General features: G+C 68.1%; 19 protein-coding genes. 13 read left to right on the forward strand and 6 right to left on the reverse strand.

Features of this window, described 5'->3' with window-relative positions; translation table 11 throughout:
• Window positions 1–2 precede the first annotated feature (2 nt).
• The 4 genes from ISU07_RS14675 to ISU07_RS14690 are packed head-to-tail and all read right to left on the reverse strand — an operon-like array spanning window position 3 to window position 4,466.
• Window positions 3–824, reverse strand: a complete 822-nt coding sequence (locus ISU07_RS14675) for an SDR family NAD(P)-dependent oxidoreductase (RefSeq protein WP_194707569.1) — start codon at window positions 822–824, stop codon at window positions 3–5.
• The gene (locus ISU07_RS14680; protein ID WP_194707570.1) at window positions 821–1,705 is read right to left on the reverse strand and encodes a PCC domain-containing protein; all 885 of its coding nucleotides are present in this window, start codon (window positions 1,703–1,705) and stop codon (window positions 821–823) included. Before ISU07_RS14680 ends, ISU07_RS14675 begins: the two co-directional genes overlap by 4 nt.
• Complete coding sequence (locus ISU07_RS14685) at window positions 1,702–3,300, reverse strand: AMP-binding protein (RefSeq protein ID WP_194707571.1); 1,599 nt, start codon at window positions 3,298–3,300, stop codon at window positions 1,702–1,704. The genes ISU07_RS14680 and ISU07_RS14685 overlap by 4 nt, the downstream gene beginning before the upstream one ends.
• Window positions 3,297–4,466: a thiolase domain-containing protein gene (locus ISU07_RS14690; protein WP_194707572.1), complete on the reverse strand. Its 1,170-nt coding sequence runs from the start codon at window positions 4,464–4,466 to the stop codon at window positions 3,297–3,299. The genes ISU07_RS14685 and ISU07_RS14690 overlap by 4 nt, the downstream gene beginning before the upstream one ends.
• A gap of 141 nt (window positions 4,467–4,607) precedes the next feature.
• On the opposite strand from ISU07_RS14690, the gene ISU07_RS24845 reads away from it, so the two are divergent.
• The 7 genes from ISU07_RS24845 (at window position 4,608) to ISU07_RS14725 (ending at window position 12,419) form a co-directional block, all read left to right on the forward strand.
• On the forward strand, window positions 4,608–5,822 hold the full coding sequence (locus ISU07_RS24845) for a PucR family transcriptional regulator (protein ID WP_194707573.1): 1,215 nt from the start codon (window positions 4,608–4,610) through the stop codon (window positions 5,820–5,822).
• A gap of 143 nt (window positions 5,823–5,965) precedes the next feature.
• Window positions 5,966–6,856 carry an alpha/beta fold hydrolase gene (locus ISU07_RS14700; protein WP_194707574.1) on the forward strand — a complete coding sequence of 297 codons (891 nt, stop codon included), beginning with the start codon at window positions 5,966–5,968 and terminating at the stop codon, window positions 6,854–6,856.
• Window positions 6,857–6,861: 5 nt separating this feature from the next.
• Complete coding sequence (locus ISU07_RS14705; RefSeq protein WP_194707575.1) at window positions 6,862–7,944, forward strand: sugar ABC transporter substrate-binding protein; 1,083 nt, start codon at window positions 6,862–6,864, stop codon at window positions 7,942–7,944.
• A 2-nt stretch (window positions 7,945–7,946) separates the two neighbouring features.
• A complete protein-coding gene (locus ISU07_RS14710) occupies window positions 7,947–8,987 on the forward strand; it encodes an ABC transporter permease (RefSeq protein WP_194707576.1) in 1,041 nt (346 codons plus the stop codon).
• Entirely contained in the window at window positions 8,984–10,606 is a 1,623-nt protein-coding gene (locus ISU07_RS14715) for a sugar ABC transporter ATP-binding protein (protein ID WP_194707577.1), read from the forward strand. Before ISU07_RS14710 ends, ISU07_RS14715 begins: the two co-directional genes overlap by 4 nt.
• Window positions 10,603–11,160 (forward strand): gamma carbonic anhydrase family protein, encoded by a 558-nt coding sequence (locus tag ISU07_RS24480; RefSeq protein WP_194707578.1) that lies wholly within the window; start codon window positions 10,603–10,605, stop codon window positions 11,158–11,160. Before ISU07_RS14715 ends, ISU07_RS24480 begins: the two co-directional genes overlap by 4 nt.
• A gap of 851 nt (window positions 11,161–12,011) precedes the next feature.
• Window positions 12,012–12,419, forward strand: a complete 408-nt coding sequence (locus ISU07_RS14725; RefSeq protein ID WP_228521967.1) for a nuclear transport factor 2 family protein — start codon at window positions 12,012–12,014, stop codon at window positions 12,417–12,419.
• 289 nt (window positions 12,420–12,708) lie between these two features.
• Here the strand turns inward: ISU07_RS14725 and ISU07_RS14730 are convergent, their stop codons facing one another.
• Complete coding sequence (locus ISU07_RS14730) at window positions 12,709–13,365, reverse strand: DUF998 domain-containing protein (RefSeq protein WP_194707579.1); 657 nt, start codon at window positions 13,363–13,365, stop codon at window positions 12,709–12,711.
• 157 nt (window positions 13,366–13,522) lie between these two features.
• On the opposite strand from ISU07_RS14730, the gene ISU07_RS14735 reads away from it, so the two are divergent.
• Together ISU07_RS14735 and ISU07_RS14740 are read left to right on the forward strand one after the other, a co-directional pair.
• Window positions 13,523–14,641, forward strand: coding sequence for a sensor histidine kinase (locus ISU07_RS14735; RefSeq protein WP_194707580.1), 1,119 nt, complete (start codon window positions 13,523–13,525; stop codon window positions 14,639–14,641).
• Window positions 14,638–15,315 (forward strand): response regulator, encoded by a 678-nt coding sequence (locus ISU07_RS14740; RefSeq protein ID WP_194707581.1) that lies wholly within the window; start codon window positions 14,638–14,640, stop codon window positions 15,313–15,315. The genes ISU07_RS14735 and ISU07_RS14740 overlap by 4 nt, the downstream gene beginning before the upstream one ends.
• A gap of 488 nt (window positions 15,316–15,803) precedes the next feature.
• Here the strand turns inward: ISU07_RS14740 and ISU07_RS14745 are convergent, their stop codons facing one another.
• Entirely contained in the window at window positions 15,804–16,844 is a 1,041-nt protein-coding gene (locus tag ISU07_RS14745; RefSeq protein ID WP_194707582.1) for a TolB family protein, read from the reverse strand.
• A 528-nt stretch (window positions 16,845–17,372) separates the two neighbouring features.
• Here ISU07_RS14745 and ISU07_RS14750 point away from each other — a divergent pair.
• The 4 genes from ISU07_RS14750 (at window position 17,373) to ISU07_RS14765 (ending at window position 22,776) form a co-directional block, all read left to right on the forward strand.
• On the forward strand, window positions 17,373–18,632 hold the full coding sequence (locus tag ISU07_RS14750; RefSeq protein WP_194707583.1) for an ATP-binding protein: 1,260 nt from the start codon (window positions 17,373–17,375) through the stop codon (window positions 18,630–18,632).
• A 34-nt stretch (window positions 18,633–18,666) separates the two neighbouring features.
• A complete protein-coding gene (locus ISU07_RS14755) occupies window positions 18,667–21,873 on the forward strand; it encodes a helix-turn-helix transcriptional regulator (RefSeq protein ID WP_228521968.1) in 3,207 nt (1,068 codons plus the stop codon).
• Window positions 21,874–21,972: 99 nt separating this feature from the next.
• A complete protein-coding gene (locus ISU07_RS14760; RefSeq protein WP_194707585.1) occupies window positions 21,973–22,374 on the forward strand; it encodes an ester cyclase in 402 nt (133 codons plus the stop codon).
• Between the two features lie 132 nt (window positions 22,375–22,506).
• Entirely contained in the window at window positions 22,507–22,776 is a 270-nt protein-coding gene (locus ISU07_RS14765; protein ID WP_194707586.1) for a hypothetical protein, read from the forward strand.
• Window positions 22,777–22,792 lie beyond the last annotated feature (16 nt).

Raw genomic sequence — 22,792 nt, forward strand, 5'->3', positions numbered from 1 at the left:
GGTCAGACACTTCGCGCTGCCAGCCCGCCGTCCACCGGCAGCAGCACGCCGTTGACGTAGGTCGCCAAGTCGCTGGCGAGGAAGAGAGCAGCACGGGCGACGTCCCAGGGACTGCCCATCTGCCCGGTGGGGCTGGCGCTATGCCTCGCCGCCAGCTCTTCGCTGACGTGGTCCGGGTCTTTGACGATCTGCTGGCTCACGAGCGGGGTGTCGATGAGGCCGGGAACCACCGCGTTGGCTCGGATGCCACGACCCGCGTACGTCAGGGCCAGCGAGATGGTCAGCTGGTTGAGGGCGGCCTTGGACGCGTTGTAGGCCGGGTAGACGTATCCGGTGTCTCGGAGCCCAGCCAGCGACGAGACGGTCACGATGGCGCCCTTGCCTCGCTCCAGCATGTGGGGAAGAACGTGACGGGCGGTGAGGTAGCAGCCCGTGACGTTGACGGCGAGGGAGCGGTCCCAGGATTCCCGGTCGAGGTCCAGGACCTCTCCGAGGACAGCCATCCCGACGTTGTGATGGAGCACGCGAGGCCGCCCGAGCTCGTGGGCCGACAGCGCCACGGCGGCAGCGACCTGGTCCTCGATCGTGACGTCAGCGGTGACGGCCAGGGCTGTTCCGCCGTCCGCCTCGACGGCTTTGGCAACGCGCTCTGCTTCGATCGGATCCTTGTCGACACACGCCACCCGCGCGCCGGCTCGGGCGTACGTCAGTGCGGCCGCTTCACCATTGCTGAGGCCCGCGCCGCTCGAACCGGCCCCGAAGACGAGCACGACCTCGTCGCTGAGTCCGAAGCTGAGAAGGTCTGAGTTGACGTCGCGGTTCACCGGACCTCCTCGACGAGGAGCTCGACGGTGACTGCGACAATGTTGTCACGGGTGAGGTTGCCGACGTGGACGCGGCCGTGGCGGTCGATGACGATCGCCGACAGCTCGCCGGCGAGATCGCCGTCAGGGCCGATTCCGAGTCGGCCGTTGAGCGCGACCTCCGTGGCTGGCCCGTCGACCAGCAGCACACCTGACTCTCTGTGGAGTGCCGCCCCGACCAGGCTACCGATGCTGGCGGCGACGCGGGCGTCGGTCATGCCGGCCTCGCGCATGACGGTGGCACACGCCTCGAAGAGGTTCTCGTTCGGGCAGACCCTGGCGATGACGGAGGTGCGCCGGCCCTCGGGTGCACCTGCCTCCGCCGCCGTCGGCGTGAAGACCGGCAGGCGGCTCTCCGGGTCGATGGCACTTCGTTGATCGGCGCCGTCGAGGGTGTGCAGCGCAACGGCAAGCCCGGTCATTCCGATCCAGGTGTCCTCCAGTACGTGGCCTCCCCGGAGTCGACCAGCCACGTCGAACCAGCCGGCATGGCAGTGCATGAACCTTGCGCCGTCGCGGTGTCCTACGGTGGCTCCCCCGCCGACGATCGTGACCGGCCCGTCAGCGCGCTGGGTAGGGCTGTAGTGGATGGGTTGAGCCTCGGTCGCGCCGATGGCGGGGTAGCAGTAGGCGACCTCTGACAGGCTTCCGGCGAGGATCTCGACCTGAGCACACGACGACCCGGTGGCATCGAGCAGGGCGTCGAGGGCGTCGAGGAGCCGCTGGCCAGCAGGGAGCGTTGCCCAGACCGACCGGCCGGCGGTGGGTACCGAGATGATGCGGGGTTCGACTCGCGGTCCGGGGTGCTGGACCGGGTCGAGGATGGACAGGCTCGCCGTCATGCGTTGGCCTCGCTGTCGAGCAGGTACAGATCGCGAATGGTGCGACGTTGGACCTTGCCGTAGCCGGATCTGGGCAGCTCTGGCCAGAAGACGATGCTCTTCGGCACCTTGTAGCGCGACATGCGAGCCTCCAGCCACTCGCGCAGGTGCTCGGGTTCGATGCCCGAGGCCGCCGGATCGATCACGCACACCGCGACTCCGACCTCACCCCACTTCACGTCAGGCACGCCGAAGACCACGGCCTCGTGAACGTCAGGATGGTTCAGCAGCTTCTCCTCGATGTCGCGAGGGTGCACGTTCGAGCCACCCGAGATGTACATGTCTGAGAGCCGCCCGGTGATGTAGAGGAAGCCCTCTTCGTCGACGAAGCCCACGTCGCCGGTTCGGAACCATCCATCGCGGAAGGCCGCTCGATTGGCGTCCGGGTTGTCGAGGTAGCCCTGGAAGACGCCCGGGCCTGCCACGCAGATCTCTCCTGTCGAGCTCGGCGGGAGTTCCTCTCCGAAGTCGTCCTGGATGCTGACCTGCATCCCGGTGCGCGGATAGCCACATGATCCGAAGTCGACTCCGGCCGGCGTCGGACGATGATGGAGCCGGCCCGGCAGGACGGTGATGTTCCCGGTGACCTCGGCCAGGCCGTAGTACTGAACCAGGACATCGCCGAGCACGTCGAGTGCCCGCTGCTGGTCGACCATGGGCATAGGGGCGCCGGCGTAGATGACGTAGTTGAGGCTGTCGATCTGCGCCTGTCGCGCGGCCGGGGAGTCCACCAAGAGTTTGACGATGGTGGGGACGGTGAACATGTTGGTGACCCGTTCACGTTCCACCAGTGCCCACACCTCGTCGGGCGAGAGGCTGGCACTGGTGGGCAGCAGCGTGGTGGCGCCGCGGGCTACCTGCGGGAGCAGGTGCACCCCAGCTCCGTGCGACAACGGCGCGACCACCAGGGAGACGTGCGTCTCGTCGGTTGTCGGCATCAGGTCTGCCAGGTGGTTGGTGACGACGAATCCGAGCTGATCATGGCTGAGGATGGCTGCCTTGGGGACGCCGCTGGTGCCCGAGGTGAAGAAGTACCAGGCCGGGTCACCGTCCCAGACCTTCACGTTGCCGCCGTGCTCGCTCGTGAAGTCGTAGGCCGATTCCTCGCGGGAGTCGGCCGAGATCCGCGAGATGGAGCTGGGACCTCTCTCGCCCCAGACGATGACCCCGGCTTCGACCTCACGCGAGGCGAGGATGGCGGCGACGTGTGAGGTGGCCGAGGTGTGCGCGACGACGGCAACGGGTCGGCAGACCGAGGCGATGGAGACGATCTCCGAGTCGTGCAGTCGCGCATTGACGGGCGCGACGACGGCGCCCGCACGCCAGATGGCGAACAGGGCCTGGATGAACTCCGGGTGGTTGGGACCGTCCACCAGCACGCACGACCCGGGTGTCACACCTCGGCGGCGGAGCTCGGCGGCCAGAAGGGTGACACGTCGATCGAGCTCGCGCCACGTCCAGCGAGTCTCTCCGTGGACGACCGCGTCCAGATCGGGGACGCGCCGAGCTGTCTGGGTGAGCAGATGCGCCAGGTTCACGGCGCGGCGGCGCGTCATCGTCGCCCCTCCAGGATGGTCGCGTAGTTCGCGACGGCAGCGCCGCCCATGTTGAAGACCGCGGCGCGGTCGGCCTTGCGGAGCTGGAAGTCGCCGGCCTCTCCGACCAGCTGCATGGCGGCCATGATGTGCTGGGAGACGCCGGTGGCGCCGAGCGGATGACCCTTGGCCTTCAGGCCGCCGGACCGGTTGACCGGTAGTGCACCTTCGGGTCCGGTCGTCCCGGCTTCCAGCACCTCGCGGGCCTTCCCCGGCTCGGCGATGCCGAAGGCTTCGTACTGCAGCAGCTCGGCGATCGTGAAGCAGTCATGCGTCTCCAACAGGTCGAGGTCGCCAGCGCTGAGGCCTGCCTCGTCCAGTGCGCCGTGCCAGGCCGCGGCAGCTGCACTGAGCTCGAGCGGGTCGCGGCGATCCGCGATCGCGAGGTGGTCGTTCGCGTGGTGTCGGCCGATGATCCGAACACCTCTCCGCGCGCCACGGGCGACATCGTCCGAGGTGACCACCACGGCGGCCGCGCCGTCGGACACCATCGAGCAGTCGGTTCGGAGGAGCCGGCCGGCCACCGGGGGGTTCTTCTCTGACGCGGTGGCGCAGAAGTCGAAGCCTAGGTCCCGCCGCATGTGCGCCCACGGGTTGTCCACACCGTTGCGATGGTTCTTTGCCGCGATCATGGCCATGGTGTCGTGGGGGTCGCCGTATCGAGCCGCATACCTGTCAGTGAGATCCGAGAAGACGCCGGCGAAGCTTCCGAACCGTTCCTCGGACTTGCGGTGACACGCACCGAGCAGGATGCCGTTCAGCGCGGTCGCGTCAGTGTCCGTCATCTTCTCGGCACCGATCACGAGGACGGCCCGAGCGCGTCCCGCTTCGATCCGGTCCAGTGCTCCGTACAGGGCAGCGCTTCCCGTCGCGCACGCGTTCTCGGCCCGCACGGCCGGCACTCGAGCCAGGGCGGGCGTCGTCGCCCCGACCAGTGCCGCTTCGAAGCTCTGGGTCGAGAAGCCGTGGTTGTAGACCCCGACGTGGATGGCGTCGATGTCGCTCGGCTCCAGCCCGGAGTCGCTCATGGCCTGCTGGGCGACGTCCGCCATCAGGGTCTCGACATCAGGCGCAGCGCTTCGGCCGAATGTGGTGTGTGCCCATCCGATCAGTTGGGGCGCCAGCATCGTTGAGTCCTCTCGTGCTCGTGCGGCGCAGTCCGAGGCGAGCCGCCCGCGGGTCCATGCTGATGCGACCCATCCCGTCCGCGGCACCGCAGAGCGACGGGTTCCGGACCGCAGATTTCCTCTCTCTGTAGCATCCGCAGCGTGGCTCAGACACCGACCCAGAGGGTCATCGACGCCCTCGCGGAACGGCTTCAACGCTCCGTCGTCATCGACGACCCCAACGTGCGCCTGTTGTACGCGAGCCAGCACTATGGGGATGAGGACGAGGTGCGTACGCACGCGATGCTGCAACGACGTGCGAGCAGCGCGGCCATCGGACACGTACTCGCGCAGGGCGTCTCGGGCTGGTCGGCTCCGGGCGTCATCCCACCCAACGACGACATCGGCATGCACGCTCGCGTCTGCTGCCCGATCCGATGGCGAGGCGAGCTGATCGGATTGCTGTTGGTGGTCGACGCTGAAGGCACCATCACCACCTCCGAGCTATCGACGATTGCCGCCGCCGGCGCCGAGCTTGCTCCCCTCCTGGCGGCGGAGCGGGAGTCCGACGCGGACCCCGGGAGCGCTGCGGTCCAAGAAGCCGTCGGCGACCTGCTGGGCGAGAGTTCACTGGTGCGTCTCGCTGCACTGCGAACCCTCGCCGAGAGAACTGACCTGCGAGGCTTTGCGCGAGCACGCGTCGTGAGGCTCGAGGTGCGACCGGCCGAGAGCGCGACAGACTCACACGTGGCTGCCGCCCTGCGATTCGGTCTCGATCCCGGCAGCCCGGAGCTGTCCCGCATGCCCAGCCTGGTCTCGGTGCAGGGCCACCACGGGACCGCGATCGTGGGCGCCGTTGGTCGCTCCTTCTCCGAAGAGCAGGCTGGGGCGCTGGCTGGCCGACTGGTGGCGCGCGTGCACGAAGTCGCTGCCGACAGGTTCGAGTGCGTGGCGGGGGTCGGCTCCGAAGTCGACGGGCTGGAACGAGTCTGGGCATCGCACAACCAGGCGGCGCTAGCGTGCCGATCCGCCGCGAAGCAGCGTCAGCCGGTCGGATCGTGGGCGAACCTCGGCCCGATGGCGATCCTGCTCCACCTACCCGCCGAACACTTGCACCTGGAGGCCCTTCCGGCCGAGATGCAACGGGTGCTGGCGGCCGACAAGGACGGTCGACTGCTCGAGACGTTGAGAGTGTTCCTGGAACATGCCGGATCCATCCCCGCCACGTCCGAGGCGCTGCACGTGCACCGGACGACTCTCTATTACAGGCTGGACAAGCTGACCGAGCTGGCGCAGATCGACCTCAATGACGGAGACACCCGACTGTCGCTCCATATGAGCTTGAAACTCCTGGACGACGGCGCTTTGCGACAATAGGAGGAAAACGCTCGGCATGTTCTCGTCGGACCGTGGTGGTGACACCCGCCGTCGTCCCCACATTCTCCGTGTAACGGCGCTCACACGACGCCACCCAGGGCGGCCAACCGCCCCACAGCCGCGAACGGAGGAGGAACCAGTCGATGACTGACTTCACCACTCGGGATGGATGCCGCATCAGCTACCAGGTGCACGGCAACGGCCCCAAGACGCTCGTCATCGCCCCCGGGTGGTCGCAGACGGCGGCACAGTTCGACCGAATGATCCCGCTGCTCGGCCCGGACTACACGGTGGTGGCCTACGACCACCGCAACCACGGCGAGTCGGGTCGCCTCGACCAAGGAGCCCGCATCGCCTCGCTGGCGATGGATCTCCGAGAGCTGCTGGACGAGCTCAGCCTGGCCAAGGCTCACCTGATGGGCCACTCCATGGGCTGCTCGATCATCTGGTCCTTCATCGACCAATTCGGCACCGACCGCATCTCCTCGGTCGTGTGGATCGACCAGCCGACCGTGTGTGCGTTGGTACCCTGGCTTGAGCCGGAGGACGCCAGCCAGGTCGGGGCGATCGTCGACTTCCCGGGTGCCGCCGCCTTCGTGCAAGGCGTCAACGGTCCCGACCAGGCCCAGGTGCGCGCGGACTTCCTGACCTCGATGCTGACGAAGGACATCTCCTCCGAGGACTACGAGTTCCTCTTGGCGGAGAACATGAAGCTCGAGATGCCGTTCGGCGCCAGGCTGCTCCTCGACCACGTGATGCAGGACTGGCGCGACGTGCTGCCGCGGGTCGACGTACCCTCCCTCGTCACGGGTGGCGAGGTGAGCCACGTGATGCCGTCCTCGCAGGAGTTCAACGCTGCGCAGATCCCGGGCGCCAAGCTCCACGTCTTCACGCGCGCCGAGGGCGGCGCGCACTTCCCGTTCTACGAGAAGCCGGGACCTTTCGCGGCCACCATCAAGGAGTTCATCGACGGCGTCGACGCCGACTCCAGTGATGCCGAGACCAAGGCGCCCGCCGCCGTGAACGCAAGGTGATGGACATGACGACGAACCAGACACCGAGTCGGCGTGGCGTGATCAAGGGCTTCGGTGCCCTTGGAGCCACCGGCATCGGCGCCACCCTGCTCGCCGGCTGCGACTTCGGCGGGGGCTCGGACAAGACCACGCAAGCCGAGGGTGTCGGCGCGGCCGCAACGTCGGGTGCTTCCACGGCCGACGGCGGCGTCGACCTCTCTAACGTCCAGAAGGGTCGCAAGGTCGGCCTGATCTCTCTCGACAACTCCGCGGCAGCAGTGGCCGTCGGTCTTCAGGGCATGAACGCCCTCAAGAAGACCATCGACTGGGAGGTCAACGTCGTCGACATCAAGGGCGACCCGAGCGCCGTACCTGGCGCTGTCAGCACCCTCTTGGCCCAAGGCGCCGAGGCGATCATGTGCTACGCCCTGCCGAACGTCGGGCTCGACCAGGCCGTCAAGCCCGCCAACGACAAGGGCGTGCCGGTGATCAGTCTCGTCTCCGGACGATTCGAGAACGCCGACGCCGTAGCCGACTTCGACGAGTGGGTGTCGTCAGCCCGCACCTCGCTGTACACCATGCAGCGAATGGAGTTCGCCGGGGAGATCGCGCTGCTCGACTTCACCGGCCTCGAGGCCACCGCGATCAGGTCGATCGTGATCCGCCAGATCATCGACCGGTTCCCCGACGTCAAGATCGTTGAGGACATCACGGTCAAGGTGCCCGGACAGCTCCAGGACGCCCACGACCGTACGGCGGCGTTCCTCGGCAAGCATCCCGACCTCAAGGCCATCTGGTGCTGCTTCGACGACATCGCCCTCGGCGCCAACACGGCCGTCAAGGAGTCCGGGAAGGACGTCTTCGTGACGTCCATCGACGGAGTTCCCACGGCTCTGGACGCGATCCGCAAGGGTGACCCCCTGGCCGCGACCTGCTACAACGACCAGCCCCTCCTCATGCGGATCGGCGTCAGCCTGGCCGACCGGCTGCTGCAAGGCGAGTCGGTACCCAAGGTGGGCTACCAGGACAGCCCGCTCATCACGGCGGACAACCTCCCCGCCGCCGGCGAGCTCCCCGACGGCTTCATCACGCCCTTCTGGCAAGGGTGAGGATGGAGGTCAAGTCGCTGCCCGCCGACGCCGCCGCCGAGACCACGGCGGCGGCGCCGGCGAGCGCCACGGCCGACCAGGCGCGCGGCGCGTGGCGACCCACTGCCGAAAGGCTCGGTCAGCGCTACGGCACGATCGTCATCCTGGCACTCTTGTTCGTGTACTTCGCGGTAAAGACGGACAACGGTGTCTTCACCACCCGGGACAACCTGTCGTCGATCCTTCAGTCGAGTGCCGTTCTCGGCATCGTCGCTGCGGGTCTCACACTCGTCCTGGTCATCGGTGCCTTCGACCTGTCGATCGCCGGCAACCTGGTTCTCGCGACCCTGCTCGCCGCCAAGATCGCCGTCGACAGCGGCAGCACCGACCTCGGCATGCTCATCGCGGTCGGCGTGGCGGGTGCTGTGGGCCTCGCCAACGGCCTGATCGTCACGGTCCTGAGGGTTCCGCCCTTCATCGGCACCCTCGCCATGGGTCTGTTCATCCTGGTGGGCTTCCAGCAGAAGATCGCACCCGACGGAACGGTGAGCCTTGGCCTGCCTGAGAACTTCGGCGATCTCGGCCAGGGCGAGGTGTTCGGCGTCCGCTACACCGTCCTCATCGCCGCGCTCGTGCTTCTCGTCGCCCACTTCCTGCTCAAGCACACAGTGCTCGGCCGACACATGTACGCCGTCGGGGGCGGCGCCGACGCAGCCCGCCTGGCAGGAATCAGAGTCGACGTCGTCCGCGTCATCGCCTTCACGCTGTGCGGACTTGCCTGCGGCCTGGGCGGATTTCTGACGGCATCGACTTTCGGGCTCGGCTCCGCACAAGCTGGCGGCTCGATCCTGCTGGACGCCTTCACCGCGTGCTTCATCGGAGCCTCCACCCTGACCATCGGGCGCTTCCACATGATCGGTACAACGCTCGGCGTCCTGACCTTGGGCATGCTGACCAACGGCCTCACTCTCACCGGCTGGACCAGCGACGACGTACCGATCGCCAAGGGAGTCATTCTCATCGTTGCCGTCGCCGCCGCCGGACTGCTGCGGCGTCGCCAATGACTGGGACAGCCGCAGGGCCAACCGTTGGGGTCGTTGGCCTTGGCAAGAGCTTCCCGGGCGTTCGGGCCCTCGACGACGTCTCCATCCAGTTCGTCCCAGGTGCCGTGCACGCGCTGGTCGGCGAGAACGGAGCGGGCAAGAGCACCCTCATCAAGATCCTCGCCGGCGCCCAGCGACCGGACACGGGTCACGTCGAGATCGGTGGCGACCCGGTCAAGCTTGCCACACCAGCAGATAGCGCGAAGCACGGTCTCGCCTTCATCCACCAAGAGCCGAACCTCGTGGAAGACCTCACCGTGGCCGAGAACGTCCTGCTCGGCAGTCGCGACGCCCTCGTGGGGAGGTTCGTGGTCAACAGGCCCGCGATGGCCCGGCGGTTGCGGGAGCTCATGAAGCCACTCGGACTCAAGGTCAAGGCCTCGACGCTCGTCTCAGAACTGGGGACGGCGGACCAGACGCTCGTCGCCATCGCACGAGCACTCCACAAGGATGCCCACTTCCTCGTCTTCGATGAGCCGACCGCAGCGCTCAGCGACATCGAGAGCGAGCGCCTCTTCGCGATCATCGACGACCTCGTTGCCAGCGGCCGCACCGTCGTCTACGTCTCCCATCGTCTGCACGAGGTCTTCCGACTGGCCAGCACGGTCTCGGTCCTCAAGGACGGCCGCTTGGTCAGCACCCTCCCCACGGCGGAACTCAAGGACCGCGACCACTTGGTCTCCCTCATCCTCGGCCGGGAGTCCGAGCAGCGACAGGCGCCCACCGCCGACTTCGAAAACCTCGGAGTGCAGGCGGACGCTCTCGCGGATGAGTCTCCCGGTCAGTTCGCCGCGGACACTCCGGAGGAACAACCGGAGCCAGCGCTCGAGGCCGTCAGACTGAGCGACGGAGGCAAGGTGCGCGACGCCACCTTCGCTCTCTACCCAGGACGGATCACGGGGATGGCGGGCCTGGTAGGCGCGGGCCGCACCGAGCTCGCCGCGATGCTCTGCGGTGCAAGCCGGCCGCAGTCCGGTGAGCTGCGCCTTCGTGACCACCCGGTCCGGTTCCGATCTCCCCAACGGGCGATTCGCGCCGGGATCGCCCTCGTCCCCGAGGACCGACGCCACCTCGGGGCGCTCAGGGAGCTCAGCGTTCGTGAGAACCTGACGATCCCATTCCTTGGCCGGTTCCGGGTCGGTCGCGTGCTCCCGATCGTCAATCGCCGGCGGGAGGCAAGGTTTGCGAGGACCTCCGTCAATCGCCTCGCCATCAAGGTCACCGGCCTCGACCAGGAGATCGCCACGCTGTCAGGTGGGAACCAGCAGAAGGTCATCGTCTCCCGGTGGATCGGCGCCGGAGCCAACGTGTTCGTGTTCGACGAGCCCACCCAAGGTGTCGACGTCGGCGCCAGGTCCGAGATCTATGCGGTCATGCGGGAGCTCGCCAACGAAGGTGCTGCGGTCCTGATGATCTCCTCCGATCTAGAGGAGGTTGTCGACCAGTCGGACGACGTCCTGGTCATGCGTGAAGGGGTGGTGGTCGCGCACCTCGACACCCCGGATGAGCGGGAGATCCTGCGCGCTTGCTACGGGCACGAGCCGGCGCGCTCGGCGGTCGCGCTGACGTCGCGGCCATGATGATCGCCTTCTCGGGCCAGCATCCTGTCCTGGGAGAGCACACCTGGGTCGCTCCGGGGGTCGTGCTGGTGGGTGACGTTCGGCTGCACGAGGAATCGAGCATCTGGTTCAGGGCTGTGCTTCGAGGAGACAACGACCGCATCGAGATCGGCGCGCAGAGCAACATCCAGGACGGCTGCGTCCTCCACGTCGACCGTGGATACCCCATCCGTGTCGAACGTCGCGTGTCCGTGGGCCACCGAGCAATCCTCCACGGGTGCACCGTCGAGGACGACGCCCTCATTGGGATGGGAGCCATCGTGATGAACGGCGCACGCATCGGCGCCGGCAGCATCGTCGGCGCGGGAGCCGTGGTCTCGGCTGGAACTGACGTGCCGCCACGCTCACTTGTCCTCGGAGTGCCCGGTCGGATCAAGGGATCGGTCACGGACGAGCAGCTGGACGGCACTCGGGCCAACGCACGGGACTACGTGGCGCTCGCCCGGTCCATGGCTTCCCTGAGCAAGACGGCGTCCTCTGCCACAAGCGCCCACTCCGGTGAGGCGACCAGCTGAGGCGACTGGACGCCTGAGCCGTTGGACAGGTCACGCACCTGTCGTCCGGCGAGTTCAGTCCCCACCTGGTCCCCAAGAATTCGAGGAGCAACCAACAGTTGCCAACACGGCCAAACACGTTTGCCCAGGTCAGAGGTCATGTCCGTCGGCATCCAACGCTTTCCAACCCCGCGAGAACGCTCCCCGGCCTACAGGCCAGCTCCTCCGCTTCAAACCGCTGACCTGCGTGAACGCGATCAGAACACCGCTGTAGTCCCCACCAGTCCCCGAGACGTGAAGCCGGCACGAAAGTCGGGCCCCCTCGGTCCAGGCGAAAGAATGGTCAGGGTTCGCAGCTAGAAGCCGTGAGAACCTCGGACTGCGGCCGCCCGCGCGAGTCGCCGTGCCTCGAGCCACCAGGGCTCGTGGGTCTCAACGCCGCGTCGCCCAAGACGAGCTAGGCCGCTCCAGCCGATTCAGCCGACACCCTCGCCACTCCACTGCATCACCACAGCAGGGCGCCGGCGTCCACGAGCGCCCGCGAGGGGGGCGCTGGACGGCGCCGCGCGACCACGCTGGGGGCAAGAGTCGCGTTCAGTACCTCGCGCGGACGTAGAGCTGCTCGATCTCCAGCCCGTCGCTGAGACCTGGCTCTGTCGGGGCCGATCCCTGGTTGACCTTGAGGGAGCCCACGGACCGCGCAATGTTGGGCGAGGTGGGCTGCCAGCTCGGCAGGGTCGTTGTCGGCGCCGAACGACTCCGTGAAGGGTCTCTGCTTTCAGGAAGCGAGCGCAACCGCGCCCTTGACCGTGGGACGTTCGAACCTGTACGCCATGAGTCCCGGTCAAGCCATGACTTCACGGAGGACGACCATGCTGGATGAGCAGAGCCTCCTCGAGGCGCTCCGTCGACATTGGGACTACTCCGGCGTCGACGAGGACATCGCGGGCGAGATCTACCACCAGGACGCCGTCCTCGAGTTTCCCCAGTCCGGAGAGCGCTTCGAGGGCCTCGCCAACTTCGTGGAGTGGCGCCGCCAGTACCCAGCGAAGCTGAAGTTCCACACCCGCCGCATCGTCCAGCGCGACGATCTGGTCGTCGTCGAGAACGTGATCAGCTACGACGGCGGACCATGGATGTACGCGGTCAGCATCATGGAGTTCCGGGGCGAGCTCGTCGCCCGCGAGCGGATCTACATCATGGATCCCTGGGAGGCTCCGGAGTGGCGCCAGCCGTGGCGGGCGGACGGCGACGCGGATGCTCCGATCCCGCCGCCGTAGCGCCCGCCACGGGCGGTCAGCGCAGGTCGAAGACCGCCGTGTCGGCGAGGTTCGTTCCGTCGATGTTGGCGTAGACCTTGTGTGTCCCCGTCCCACCGAGCCGGGAGCCGTCGTCGTGCTGACGACCTCCCTGGTCTTGGGCACTCCTCGTCGCCGCCGGGATCGGCAGCGGACCGGGCTACCTGAGCGGAGGCACCCTGCGCAACATCGGCAGTGCTGCTGAACTCGGCATCCCGCTGTTCTGGCTCTGGATGCTCTCGCGCGGGATCTTCCTGGCCCGGGGTCGCACTCAAGCGGTTCGGGTCCCCCCGCGGGCCTCGAGGGCGACGTACCCGACCCAGCCGAACAGCAGGACCAGGAACACGTAGAAGCCGAGCTGGCCCTGGTGAGATGCGAGTGCGGCGACGAAGGCGAGCGGCGCCAGGGCCGATACCTTGGCGAGGCGCGAAAGCCCGGGAGTACGGCGAGCGGCCAGGGCGACCGCGAGCGGCGCGGTCATGGCCGAGAAGAGCACCACGAGGAACATCAGGCCGTGCAGGAGTCCGTGCCACGTGACCGGGTCGCCTTGGCGGATCATCGAGGCGTCGAGACGCGCGGCGCTGAGCGTGATCCCCATCCCCATCAGGCCGACGAGCCCGACCGCGACAGCACGGGTGCGTCCCCTCGGCAATAGGGACCGGACGGCGGGCAGCAGGGACAGGATGCCGAGACCAGCCACCGCGAACCCGGCCACCTGTGCCCATCCGTGTGGACCGAGTGCCAGCATCGAGGGCCACGGCAGGTCGGCGTCGCCGCGCAGGGTCCACCCGTAGGACGAGAGGTAGTCGCGGCTGAGCCAGCTGTTGATGGCGACCTCGGCCAGGAATACCGGTCCCGTCACCAGGGGCACTCGAGCCAGCTCTTGCGCGTACCCCTGTGAGGGCGGACGGATGAGGGTGTCGGTCATGGCGGGCTCCTTCTCGTCGGTGGGACGCGGCGAGTCTCGGGCTGTCCGGCCTCGTCGCGGATCCACCCCAGGGGCGAGTGGCTCCGCCGTACGGGTGAGGAGGGGGTCAGCCATGAGAGGGAGGCGCACGAGGCCGGCGCGTCGCTACGCTCCGATCGTGTGGCGCTCCCTGGGGGACCGTGGACGCATCCTGCTCGACATCGTCGTGGCCCTGACGGTGCTGGTGCTCGGCCAGGTCGACCTCTGGGGGGCATCCGGCGGCCACATCGTGGGCCCGAAGTGGGTCAGCGCCGTCACCTTCGCGGTGATGGCCGGCGCCGTCGCACTGTGGCGGCGACACCCCCTCGAAGGCCTGCTGGTCGCTCTGGCGGTCTTCTCGGTGACCAACGCGGTGCTGGGCTCGTCCCAGGCGCTGGGCGGCTTCCTGGCCGCCACCGTCCTGGCGTACGGCGCCGGGGCTCACGAGTCACGCCGTCGAGCCCTGTGGGGTCTGGCTGCGCTCGTGACCGCGATGGGGATCCACGAGCTGTTCGACCCGAGCCTGAAGAGCGTCGGCGACGTCGCGGGTGCACTCGTCTTCGACTTCGCATGCGTCGCAATCTGGTTCGTCGGTGCCTACGGCCGCGCCCGCCGGGAGCTGCTGGCCGAGCTGAGGGACCGGGCCGACCGGGCTGCCACCGAGGAGCGCAGTCGGATAGCCCGCGAGCTGCACGACCTGGTCGCCCACGGAGTGACGGTGATGGTGCTGCAGGCCGAGGCCGCCGACGAGGTGCTGGACAGCGACCCTGTGGTCGCCCGCATGGCGATCCGGAAGATCCAGGCCACGGGCAGGACGAGCCTGTCCGAGCTACGCACCTCACTCGGGTTGTTGAAGCAGGGCGAGGGCCGGGCGTTGTCACCCCAGCCCGGCTCCCAGGACCTTGCCGATCTGATCAGGCGGACCGAGTCGGCCGGGCTCCCCATCGACTACCACTGGGACGGCGACCGCGACATCGGCAGCGCCCTCTCGGTCTCGGTGTACCGGATCGTGCAGGAGGCTCTGACCAACGTGCTGCGGCATGCCCACGCCTCCGCCGCAGCCGTGAGCGTGACCGTCGACGACGCCGTACACGTAGTTGTCCAGGACGACGGGGACGGGCCCTCACCGGATCACGACGGAAACGGCCTGCCGGGCATTAGGGCGCGAGCCGAGATGTTCGGTGGCAGCATGCGCACTCAGGCCGTGTCGCCGCACGGCTTCCGGGTCGAGGTCGTGATGCCGAGGAGCCCGTCATGATCCGGGTGCTGCTGGTCGACGACCAGGAGCTGGTCCGCGAAGGCGTCCGGGTCATCCTCGATGCCCAGCCCGACATCGAGGTGGTCGGCGAGCTCGGCGACGCCACGACCATCGTTGAGACCACCCGGCGTGCCCGCCCGGACGTGGTGCTGATGGACGTCCGCATGCCGAGGACCAACGGCATCGAGGGCACCAGGGCTCTGCGCGCATCGGGGCTGTCCGGGGTCGCCGTGCTCGTGCTGACCACCTTCGACCTCGACGAGTACGTCTACGAAGCACTCCTCGCCGGCGCGAACGGGTTCCTGCTCAAGGACGCACCGCGCCAACGCCTGCTCGAGGCAGTGCGCGTACTGGCGGCTGGCGAGGCCCTCCTCGACCCAGTGGTGACCCGGCGACTGATCGAGTCGTTCATCCGCGGCAGGCCCACGCCCGAGCCTCCTGTCTCCCTTCGGCGGCTGTCTGAACGGGAGGCCGAGGTCTTGCACGCCCTGGGCCGAGGGCTCACTAACGCCGAGATCGGCACCGCCCTGCACATCACCGAGGCAACAGTGAAGACCCACGTCGCCAACGTGCTGCGCAAGCTGGGGCTGCGCGACCGCACTCACGCGGTGATCTTCGCTTACGAGGCCGGGGTGCTACGTCCTGGCCGATCCGACGGTCCCCTCAGCAGGTAGAGCCGGCGGCCCAGACGCGAGCCCGCGGTTGCGTTGAGGTCGGACGAGCCCGCGGCAACGGAGCAGGGTCAGGGGGTCGCGAGGGTGGCGGCACCGATCCGGACACAGAGGTCGTCCGGCTCCTCGAGCATGTCGCCGACACCCCAGACCTGGTTGCGCTTCCGATTGGTCAAGGGCCGATGTACGTCGTCCTGACGAGCCGGTCCACGGCCCTGTACGCCGCGCTGGTGGCGCCGCCGACCTTGGCCTCGGCCTCGTCGGCCGACAGCACGGGGTTCTCCGGCGGGACCGCGAGCAGCCGCGCGGTTGCGCCGTCGCTGCGGACACGGCCGAGCGGGTCACGGACGACTGTGGGAACTTCGCAATCCGGGCCGCAGTCACCCGTGACGGGGACGTCCTGCGCCTGGACTTCGTGTCCACCACCGAAGGCCTCGCCGGGGGGATCCCCGGCTAGGCCTGGCAGCGGCTCCTCTACGACAGCAAGCCCTTCACCCGCCAGGAGTGACGGCAGGCTCGACCCGAGGGTGACGGCCGAACACGGTCCGGTCACCGAAGGCAGGACGCGCATCGGTCCCGTCCGCGTCGACAGCCAGCAGCTCCGGGGCCCCGGTGCCCGCACCCAGCAGCCCCGAGAACAGCAGCCCCGACCCGTCCGGGAGCCAGGTGGGCTCGGCGGCGAACCCGCCCGCGTCTGCCACCGTTGTCACGCGCACCGGCGTACCGCCGGTGGGTGCGATCGTGAACAGGTCTGGCGCCGCGGCGTCGGCCGTCGCGAGCGCCGAGTAGACGATGCGGGACCCGTCGGGGCTCCAGTCCGCGGTGGCGGCGAACAGCTTCGGGTCGGTCAGCGACCGGAGAGGCTGGTTCGGCAGGTCGGCGCCGGTGACGGTGAGCGTGACGCCGTCGATGTCCGCCTCCAGGCCAGGGTCGACCTTGTGCACGAGCTCGAACACCAGGCACTTCCCGTCAGGCGACCAGCGGACACCGGCGGTGAACTCCATCCGGCCGGTCTCACGCAGCACGGTCACCTCGCCGGTGCGCACGTCGACGGTCTCCAGGGTCCCGTACCCCGCTCCCCCTCGCTCGCTGCTGCGGCTGTAGGCGATCCGCGTGCCGTCTGGCGACCACGCCGGGTCGTCGAACCAGCGACAGGTCCCACGGCAGTCGAGCAGCATGGTGGCGTGACCGCCGTCCCGATCGGCGACCCAGAGGTCCTCGCGCTGGCCGCCGCCCATCGCGAAGACGAACCGCCGGCCGCTCGGGTCCCAGTCTGGGTTGGACTGGAAGCCACGGCCCACGTCGGCGACAGGCGCGTTCAGGTCGGTGCCGTCGGAGCGCACCAGGGCCACCTCGGTCCGGGTGGCACCTCGTTGCTGGAACAGGACCCACGGTCCGTGGTCGGGGTCGGGGGGCGGGGCTGCTGCGGCAGAGGGTGTCTGGGCTCCGGAACAGGCCGCGAGGATGGTGGTGGTCAGCACGAGAACGGCGCCCACCACCAGGGCGCGGCCTCGGATCACAAAGGTGTGCATGCCCCCTACAGTCACGGGGAACTCCGTACTTCCACTCCCGCGCTCAGGAATCTCCACCTGGCCGGGTGGTGCTAGGCCGTGAGAGCGAGGACCAGGAGGACCGCTGCGGGTCCGTCCCCACCAGCCCGACCTGGCCCGCCTTCCCCACGAACCGTCCCACCGACCGCGTGAGCGCCATGCCCTCGGGCAGATGCCTCGCCACCGCGGCAGAGGCCGGCGTGGCGAGTCCGCGGGTCCACGGTTGGTCAGCGCTACTTCTTCAGATGCTTCTTCTTCGTCTTCCTCTTCATCGTGATCGTGGTCGTGCTGCTGATCGACTTCGTCTTGGCCCGCGTGCGGGTGAGCGAGCCGAGCCTGTGGTCTCGGCGTGTCGGATTACGAAGGCTCTCCTAGCGAGTTCGGGATAGAGTAGAGATTATTGAATCCGCAACGTTAGCGTCATTGAATCTGCAAAATGACTGCTATGGTTTTTGCAACATCAGCCCGTGGTCGACGAGGCCAGAGGCGCGCAACCCAGGAGGCATGAGGATGGCCGGCGCGTACCGCGAACGCGTCATCGATGGTGAGCTCGCCGAACAGTTGAGCGCCATCGGTGCTGTCCTCATCGAAGGACCGAAGGCCTGCGGGAAGACAGAGTCCGCGATCCAGCACGCGGCTACTACCTACCGATTCGACGTCGACCAGGCGGCCAGAAACGCAGCCAGCCTCGCTCCCGACTTGGTGCTCGACAGCCCCACCCCGGTGTTGCTCGACGAATGGCAGGTAGTACCCGAGCTATGGGATCAGGTCCGCCGCGCCGTCGATGACCACGCGCCCGCGAAGGGTTTGTACGTCCTCACCGGCTCGGCGACACCCAGAGATGACGTCAACAGGCACTCTGGGGCTGGCCGCATCGCCATCATCCAGATGCGCCCCATGTCACTCATGGAATCGGGCCACTCCACGGGTGAGGCTTCGCTCAGCGCACTGATGGCCGGTGACAACGTCGCCGCGAAAGATCCGCACCTGACTGTCCCGGACGTCATCGATCGGATCTGCATCGGCGGCTGGCCAGCATTGCTCGACGCCAATTCCCGGGACGCCGGCCGCTGGATTCGCGACTACCTCAGTCAGATCGTGTTGGTCGACATCCAAGAGCTTGGTGTCCGGCGACGCGATCCCGAGAACATCCGTCGGCTAATCACCTCGCTGGCACGCAACGTCGGGACACCGACCACAGTCACGTCCCTGGCCAAGGATGTGGGTGGGGCCGCAGGCCCGGTGGCACGCGCAACTGTCGACGGATATCTCGATTCGATTGCCCGGTTGCGGCTGACCGAGAACTCCCCCGCATGGGCGCCACACATGCGCTCCGCAACGCCATTGCAGTCCTCACCGACGCGTTACTTCGTGGACCCCTCCCTTGCAGTCGCAGCACTCGCGCAGGGACCAGATCAGTTGCTGGGCGACCTGAACGCCACCGGCTTCTTCTTCGAGAACCTGGTGGTGCGTGACGTCCGCACATACATCCAGGGAGCCGGCGGGGCAGTGCACCACTGGCGAGACCAGAATCAGCACGAGGTCGACATCGTCGTTACATTGCCCGACGGTCGATGGGGTGCATTCGAGGTGAAGATGAATCCCGACGACACGGACAGGGCGGCGAGATCCTTGCTGTCGTTCGCGGAGAAGGTCGACCACGGAAAGTCAGGCCCGCCGGTGGCCCTGGGCGTCATCACGTCCACCGGGTTCGCCTACCGACGGCGCGACGGTGTGAGCGTGCTGCCGATCGGGACGCTGGGTCCCTGACGCGTTCATCGGTCCGTCGCGCCCTGTCCAGGTCATGACGACGTTGGCGGCAGAACCCCGGCACTCAGGGCCAGAAGGCTGGTTCGCCGTGCCACCGTGGTCCCCACGAAGTCCCCAAGAATTCAAGGAGCAACCAGCAGTTGCCAACGCGCTCAATCACGTTTGCGCAGGTCAGAGCCCCTATCCGTTCACAACTAACGGTCTCCGACCACGCGAGAACGCTCCCCGGCCTGCAGGCCAGCTCCTCCGCACCACGCCGCTCCTCGAATGCGAGGACCTTCTCCCACCCCGTGCGGACGGTCCGTCGGGCCGACCCGGCTGTGTTGACGCATCCTCTCGACGAGGATCGACCATCAGGTCGGCACGCAGCGTGGGGCGAGCTCTGGACGGTCGTGCCGTGGTGGGGAAGTCTGTGAGCGTGTCGCCGGAAGGGCTGGTGGGACGGGGTGCCGAGGTCGCCCTGCTGGTGGCCGAGCTCCGACGCCTCCGCGACGGGCGGGCTTCTGTCCTCGTCATCGAAGGCGAGGCGGGCATCGGCAAGACGCGCCTGGTCCGGGGCATCGTCGAGGAGGCACGGGCGCTGGGCATCAGGGCGTTCGTCGGTCAGGCACATCCGTTCGAGCGCACCCGCCCGTTCGGGGCGATGGCGGCCGCGCTGGACTTGAACCGTCGCTCAGGGGATCCCCGAAGGGCTGCGATCGGCGCGCTCCTGAGTGGTGGAGGTGCGAGGGCCGACGAGGGTGTGCCGGGCGATTCTCAGTACCGGATCGTCGAGGAGATCCTGGACCTGGTCGAGTCGTCCTGCGCCGAGGGCCCCGTGCTGCTGGTGGTCGAGGACATCCACTGGGCGGATCAGCCGAGCCTGTCGGCGATCTTGTCCGTGGTGCGGCAGCTGACGTTGGAGCAGCTGTTGGTGGTCGTCACCTGCCGGCCGTCGCCGCGATCGGCAGACGTGGCCCGGCTCCTGGACGACCTTGTCATCGGAGGATCTCGGACCCTGGACCTCCAGCCATTGACGCCGGACGAGGTCGTGGTGCTTGCCCGCCAGGTGTTGGGTGCTCTCCCTGGTCCTGAACTGAGGTCCGCACTGTCGAAAGCAGGCGGTAACCCACTGTGGGTCATGGCGATGTTGCGCTCCCTGGCCGACGAGGACTTGCTGCGTGACACCGGCGATGGCGTCGAGGCGACGAGCTCGGAGCTGCCGGCCTCGCTCGGTGAACTCGTCGTACGCCGTCTGCAGCACCTCCCCACCGAGACCCTGGAGCTGCTGCAGATCACCGCCGTTCTCGGAGATGCGGTGTCGTTGCGCGATGTCGCTGCGGTCGCCCACCGACCTGCGGCCGACGTGGTCGGTCAGCTCGGCCACGCGTTCGACGCCCAGCTTCTCGAGACGGCAGACGAGCGAGTCGTGTTCAGGCACCAGCTCGTGCACGACGCGATCTACCAGCGAATCCCGCCCTCGGCACGACGCGTGCTGCACCGCGAGGCAGCGGTCGCTCTGATGGCGGCCGGCGCCAACCGGCTCGACGTGGCCGACCACGTCGTACGCGGCGCGGAGCGGGGTGACCACGAGGCCGTCACCTGGCTGCGCGAAGCTGCAGGCGAGGCATCGAATCAGGCGCCGGCGGTCACCGCAGAGCTCATGCGCCGCGCTGAGGCGCTGCTGCCTGTCGGGCATCGAGACGCCGACGTGGTGGCGTCGCAGGTCGTTCAGGCACTGCTGCGCGCCGGCCAGGTCGCCGAGGCCTCGGCTCGGGCAGAAGCCATCCTCGCGCGGCGTCACGCTCCGGAGGTGGACATCCCGTTGCGGCTGGCGCTCATGGGAGCGCTGGCGCTGCAGAACCGCGCGGCCGAGCTGATCACCCTTGCGCAGACCAGTCTCGAATCGATCCAGCTCGGATCCTCGGGCCAGGTGATGATGCTGGCCCAGCAGAGTTGGGCGCTGACGTACTCCGGTGACCCGGGGGGCGGGGAGTCGGCCGCGGCCCGAGCACTGGCGATCGCCGAAGAGTCGAGCGACGCGGCCATGACGGTGTGGGCGCTGACGGCGCTCCTGGTGGCGGTGGGGCGCCGAGGCCGCTTCGGAGAGGCCCTGGTCCATGCCCGTCGAGCCGCCGGTCTGGCGGCCGAGTCGCATGACACCCGCTCACTGCCCCTGCAGCCGAAGTTCTTCCTTGGCCTGGCGCTCTTCGACTGCGACCTCGTCGCCGAGGCACGCAACGCCTTCCGCGAGGCGCTCGACGACCAGTTCGGTTCCGCCTGGTGGCTGTCCGAGACGCTGATGGCCGACGCCCAGGCGTCGTTCGCCATCGGGGACTGGGCCGATGCCGTCCCGGGTCTGGTTGCCGGCGGCCAGGCCGCCCAGGAGAAGGGCAACCCGCTCCTGGTCACCCAGTCGCTGGCCTACCAGACCATCATCGCGACAGCCAGGGGCGACCATCTGGGCGCCAGGGAGCTGGCCGCTCCCCTCGTCCCCTTGCTCGTGGATGGCCAGTTGACGTACAACGCAGGAGTCCTCGCACATGCGGTGGCAGGGTTGCGGGTCGCCGAGGGTGATCCCCGAGGCGCCTACGAGATGTTGCTGCACTGCTGGCGGTTCGACGTCGCGAGGGAGTGCCGCTTCTACCACCGCTGCCTCGCCCCGGATCTCGTCAGCCTCGCCCTGGCGCTTGGCCACGACGATGTGGCGGCCGAGGTGGCGGGGGTCGTGACGGCAGGAGTCGCACTGGCGCCCGACGTACCCACGGTTCGCAGCGTGGCGTTGCGCTGCCAAGGTCTTGTCGACGGCGATGTGGAGGCGTTGGTCGGGGCCGTCGAACTGGCGCGCCAGGGGCCGCACCTCGTCGAGCACACCCGAGCCTGCGAGGACGCGGCCAAGCTGCTCGCCGAGAACGGACGACGAGACGAGTCAGCGGACCTGCTGCACGAAGCGATGCACCGCTACGAAGAGACGGGCGCGGATGCGTGGGCCGGCCGCGTCCGCGCACGGCTGAGAGAGCTGGGCATCCATCCTGCCCCTCGCGGGAACAGGCACCGCCCGACCAGCGGCTGGGACAGCCTCACACCCACCGAGCAGGCGGTCTCCCGGCTCGTCGCCGCAGGGCTCACGAACGGCGCCGTGGCCCGACAGCTGTACATCTCCCCGCACACCGTCAACACCCACCTCCGGCACGTGTTCACGAAGCTGGGGGTGTCCAACCGCGTCGCACTCGCCACGGTGGTACATCACTCGATCGAGTGATGTCTACCGCACGCGCCGCGAACACACTCGATGGCGCCGCGGACACACGCGCCGCAGGCACGAGACAGGGAAGGTGCCACCGTGGACCACGCTGCGACGATGCGAACCACCTACGAACTGATCAACGCGGGGGACATCGACGGGTTCGGTGACCTGCTGGCCGCCGACTTCGTCGAGCACCAAGGAGGTCCCGGCTATCCCCCGACCAAGGAGGGGACGCTGGACTTCTTCCGAGACCTGATGACCGCCTTTCCCGACTGGCACATGGCGATCCAGGACCTGATCGAAGGCGGTGACAAGACCGTGGCACGCGTCCGGGTCACGGGCACGCAGAAGGGTGAGTTCATGGGCATCCCACCGACCGGCGGGAGCGGGGACGTGGAGCTCATCGACATCATGCGCTTCGACCCGGCAGGCCTTGTCTGCGAGCACTGGGGAGTAGCCGACATGCTCTCGCTCATGCAGCAGCTCGGCGTCGTACCTGCCGGGGCTCCGGCCTAGCCCGGGCCGGTTCCCGCCACACGGCTGTGGCACCGAGTGCGACCCGAGCACCTGGGCATCAAGCAGCTGACGACGCCACTCCTGGAGACACCCGCCCTGGTGATCTCCCATCACACCTCACAAGGAGCAACCATGCCCACGATCATCGTGACCCACGAGGTCACCGACACCGACCACTGGCTCTCATCGCCGAAGCGTGAGGAGCTACTGCCCTCGTTGGGCGCCAGCAACCTCCGGACGTTCGTGAACCCCCAGGACCGGACGAGAGTCGGACTGGTCATGGACGTCGCAGATCTCGACGCTCTCTTCGCCGCGCTGCAGAACCCGTCCGACGAGCTGATCGAAGGGATGAAGTACGACACGGTCCTCCCCGAGACGATGGCGATCCTCGTTGCGTCGTGACGACCGGCGACACGAT

Source organism: Nocardioides islandensis (genome assembly GCF_015352455.1).
Lineage (GTDB): Bacteria > Actinomycetota > Actinomycetes > Propionibacteriales > Nocardioidaceae > Nocardioides > Nocardioides islandensis.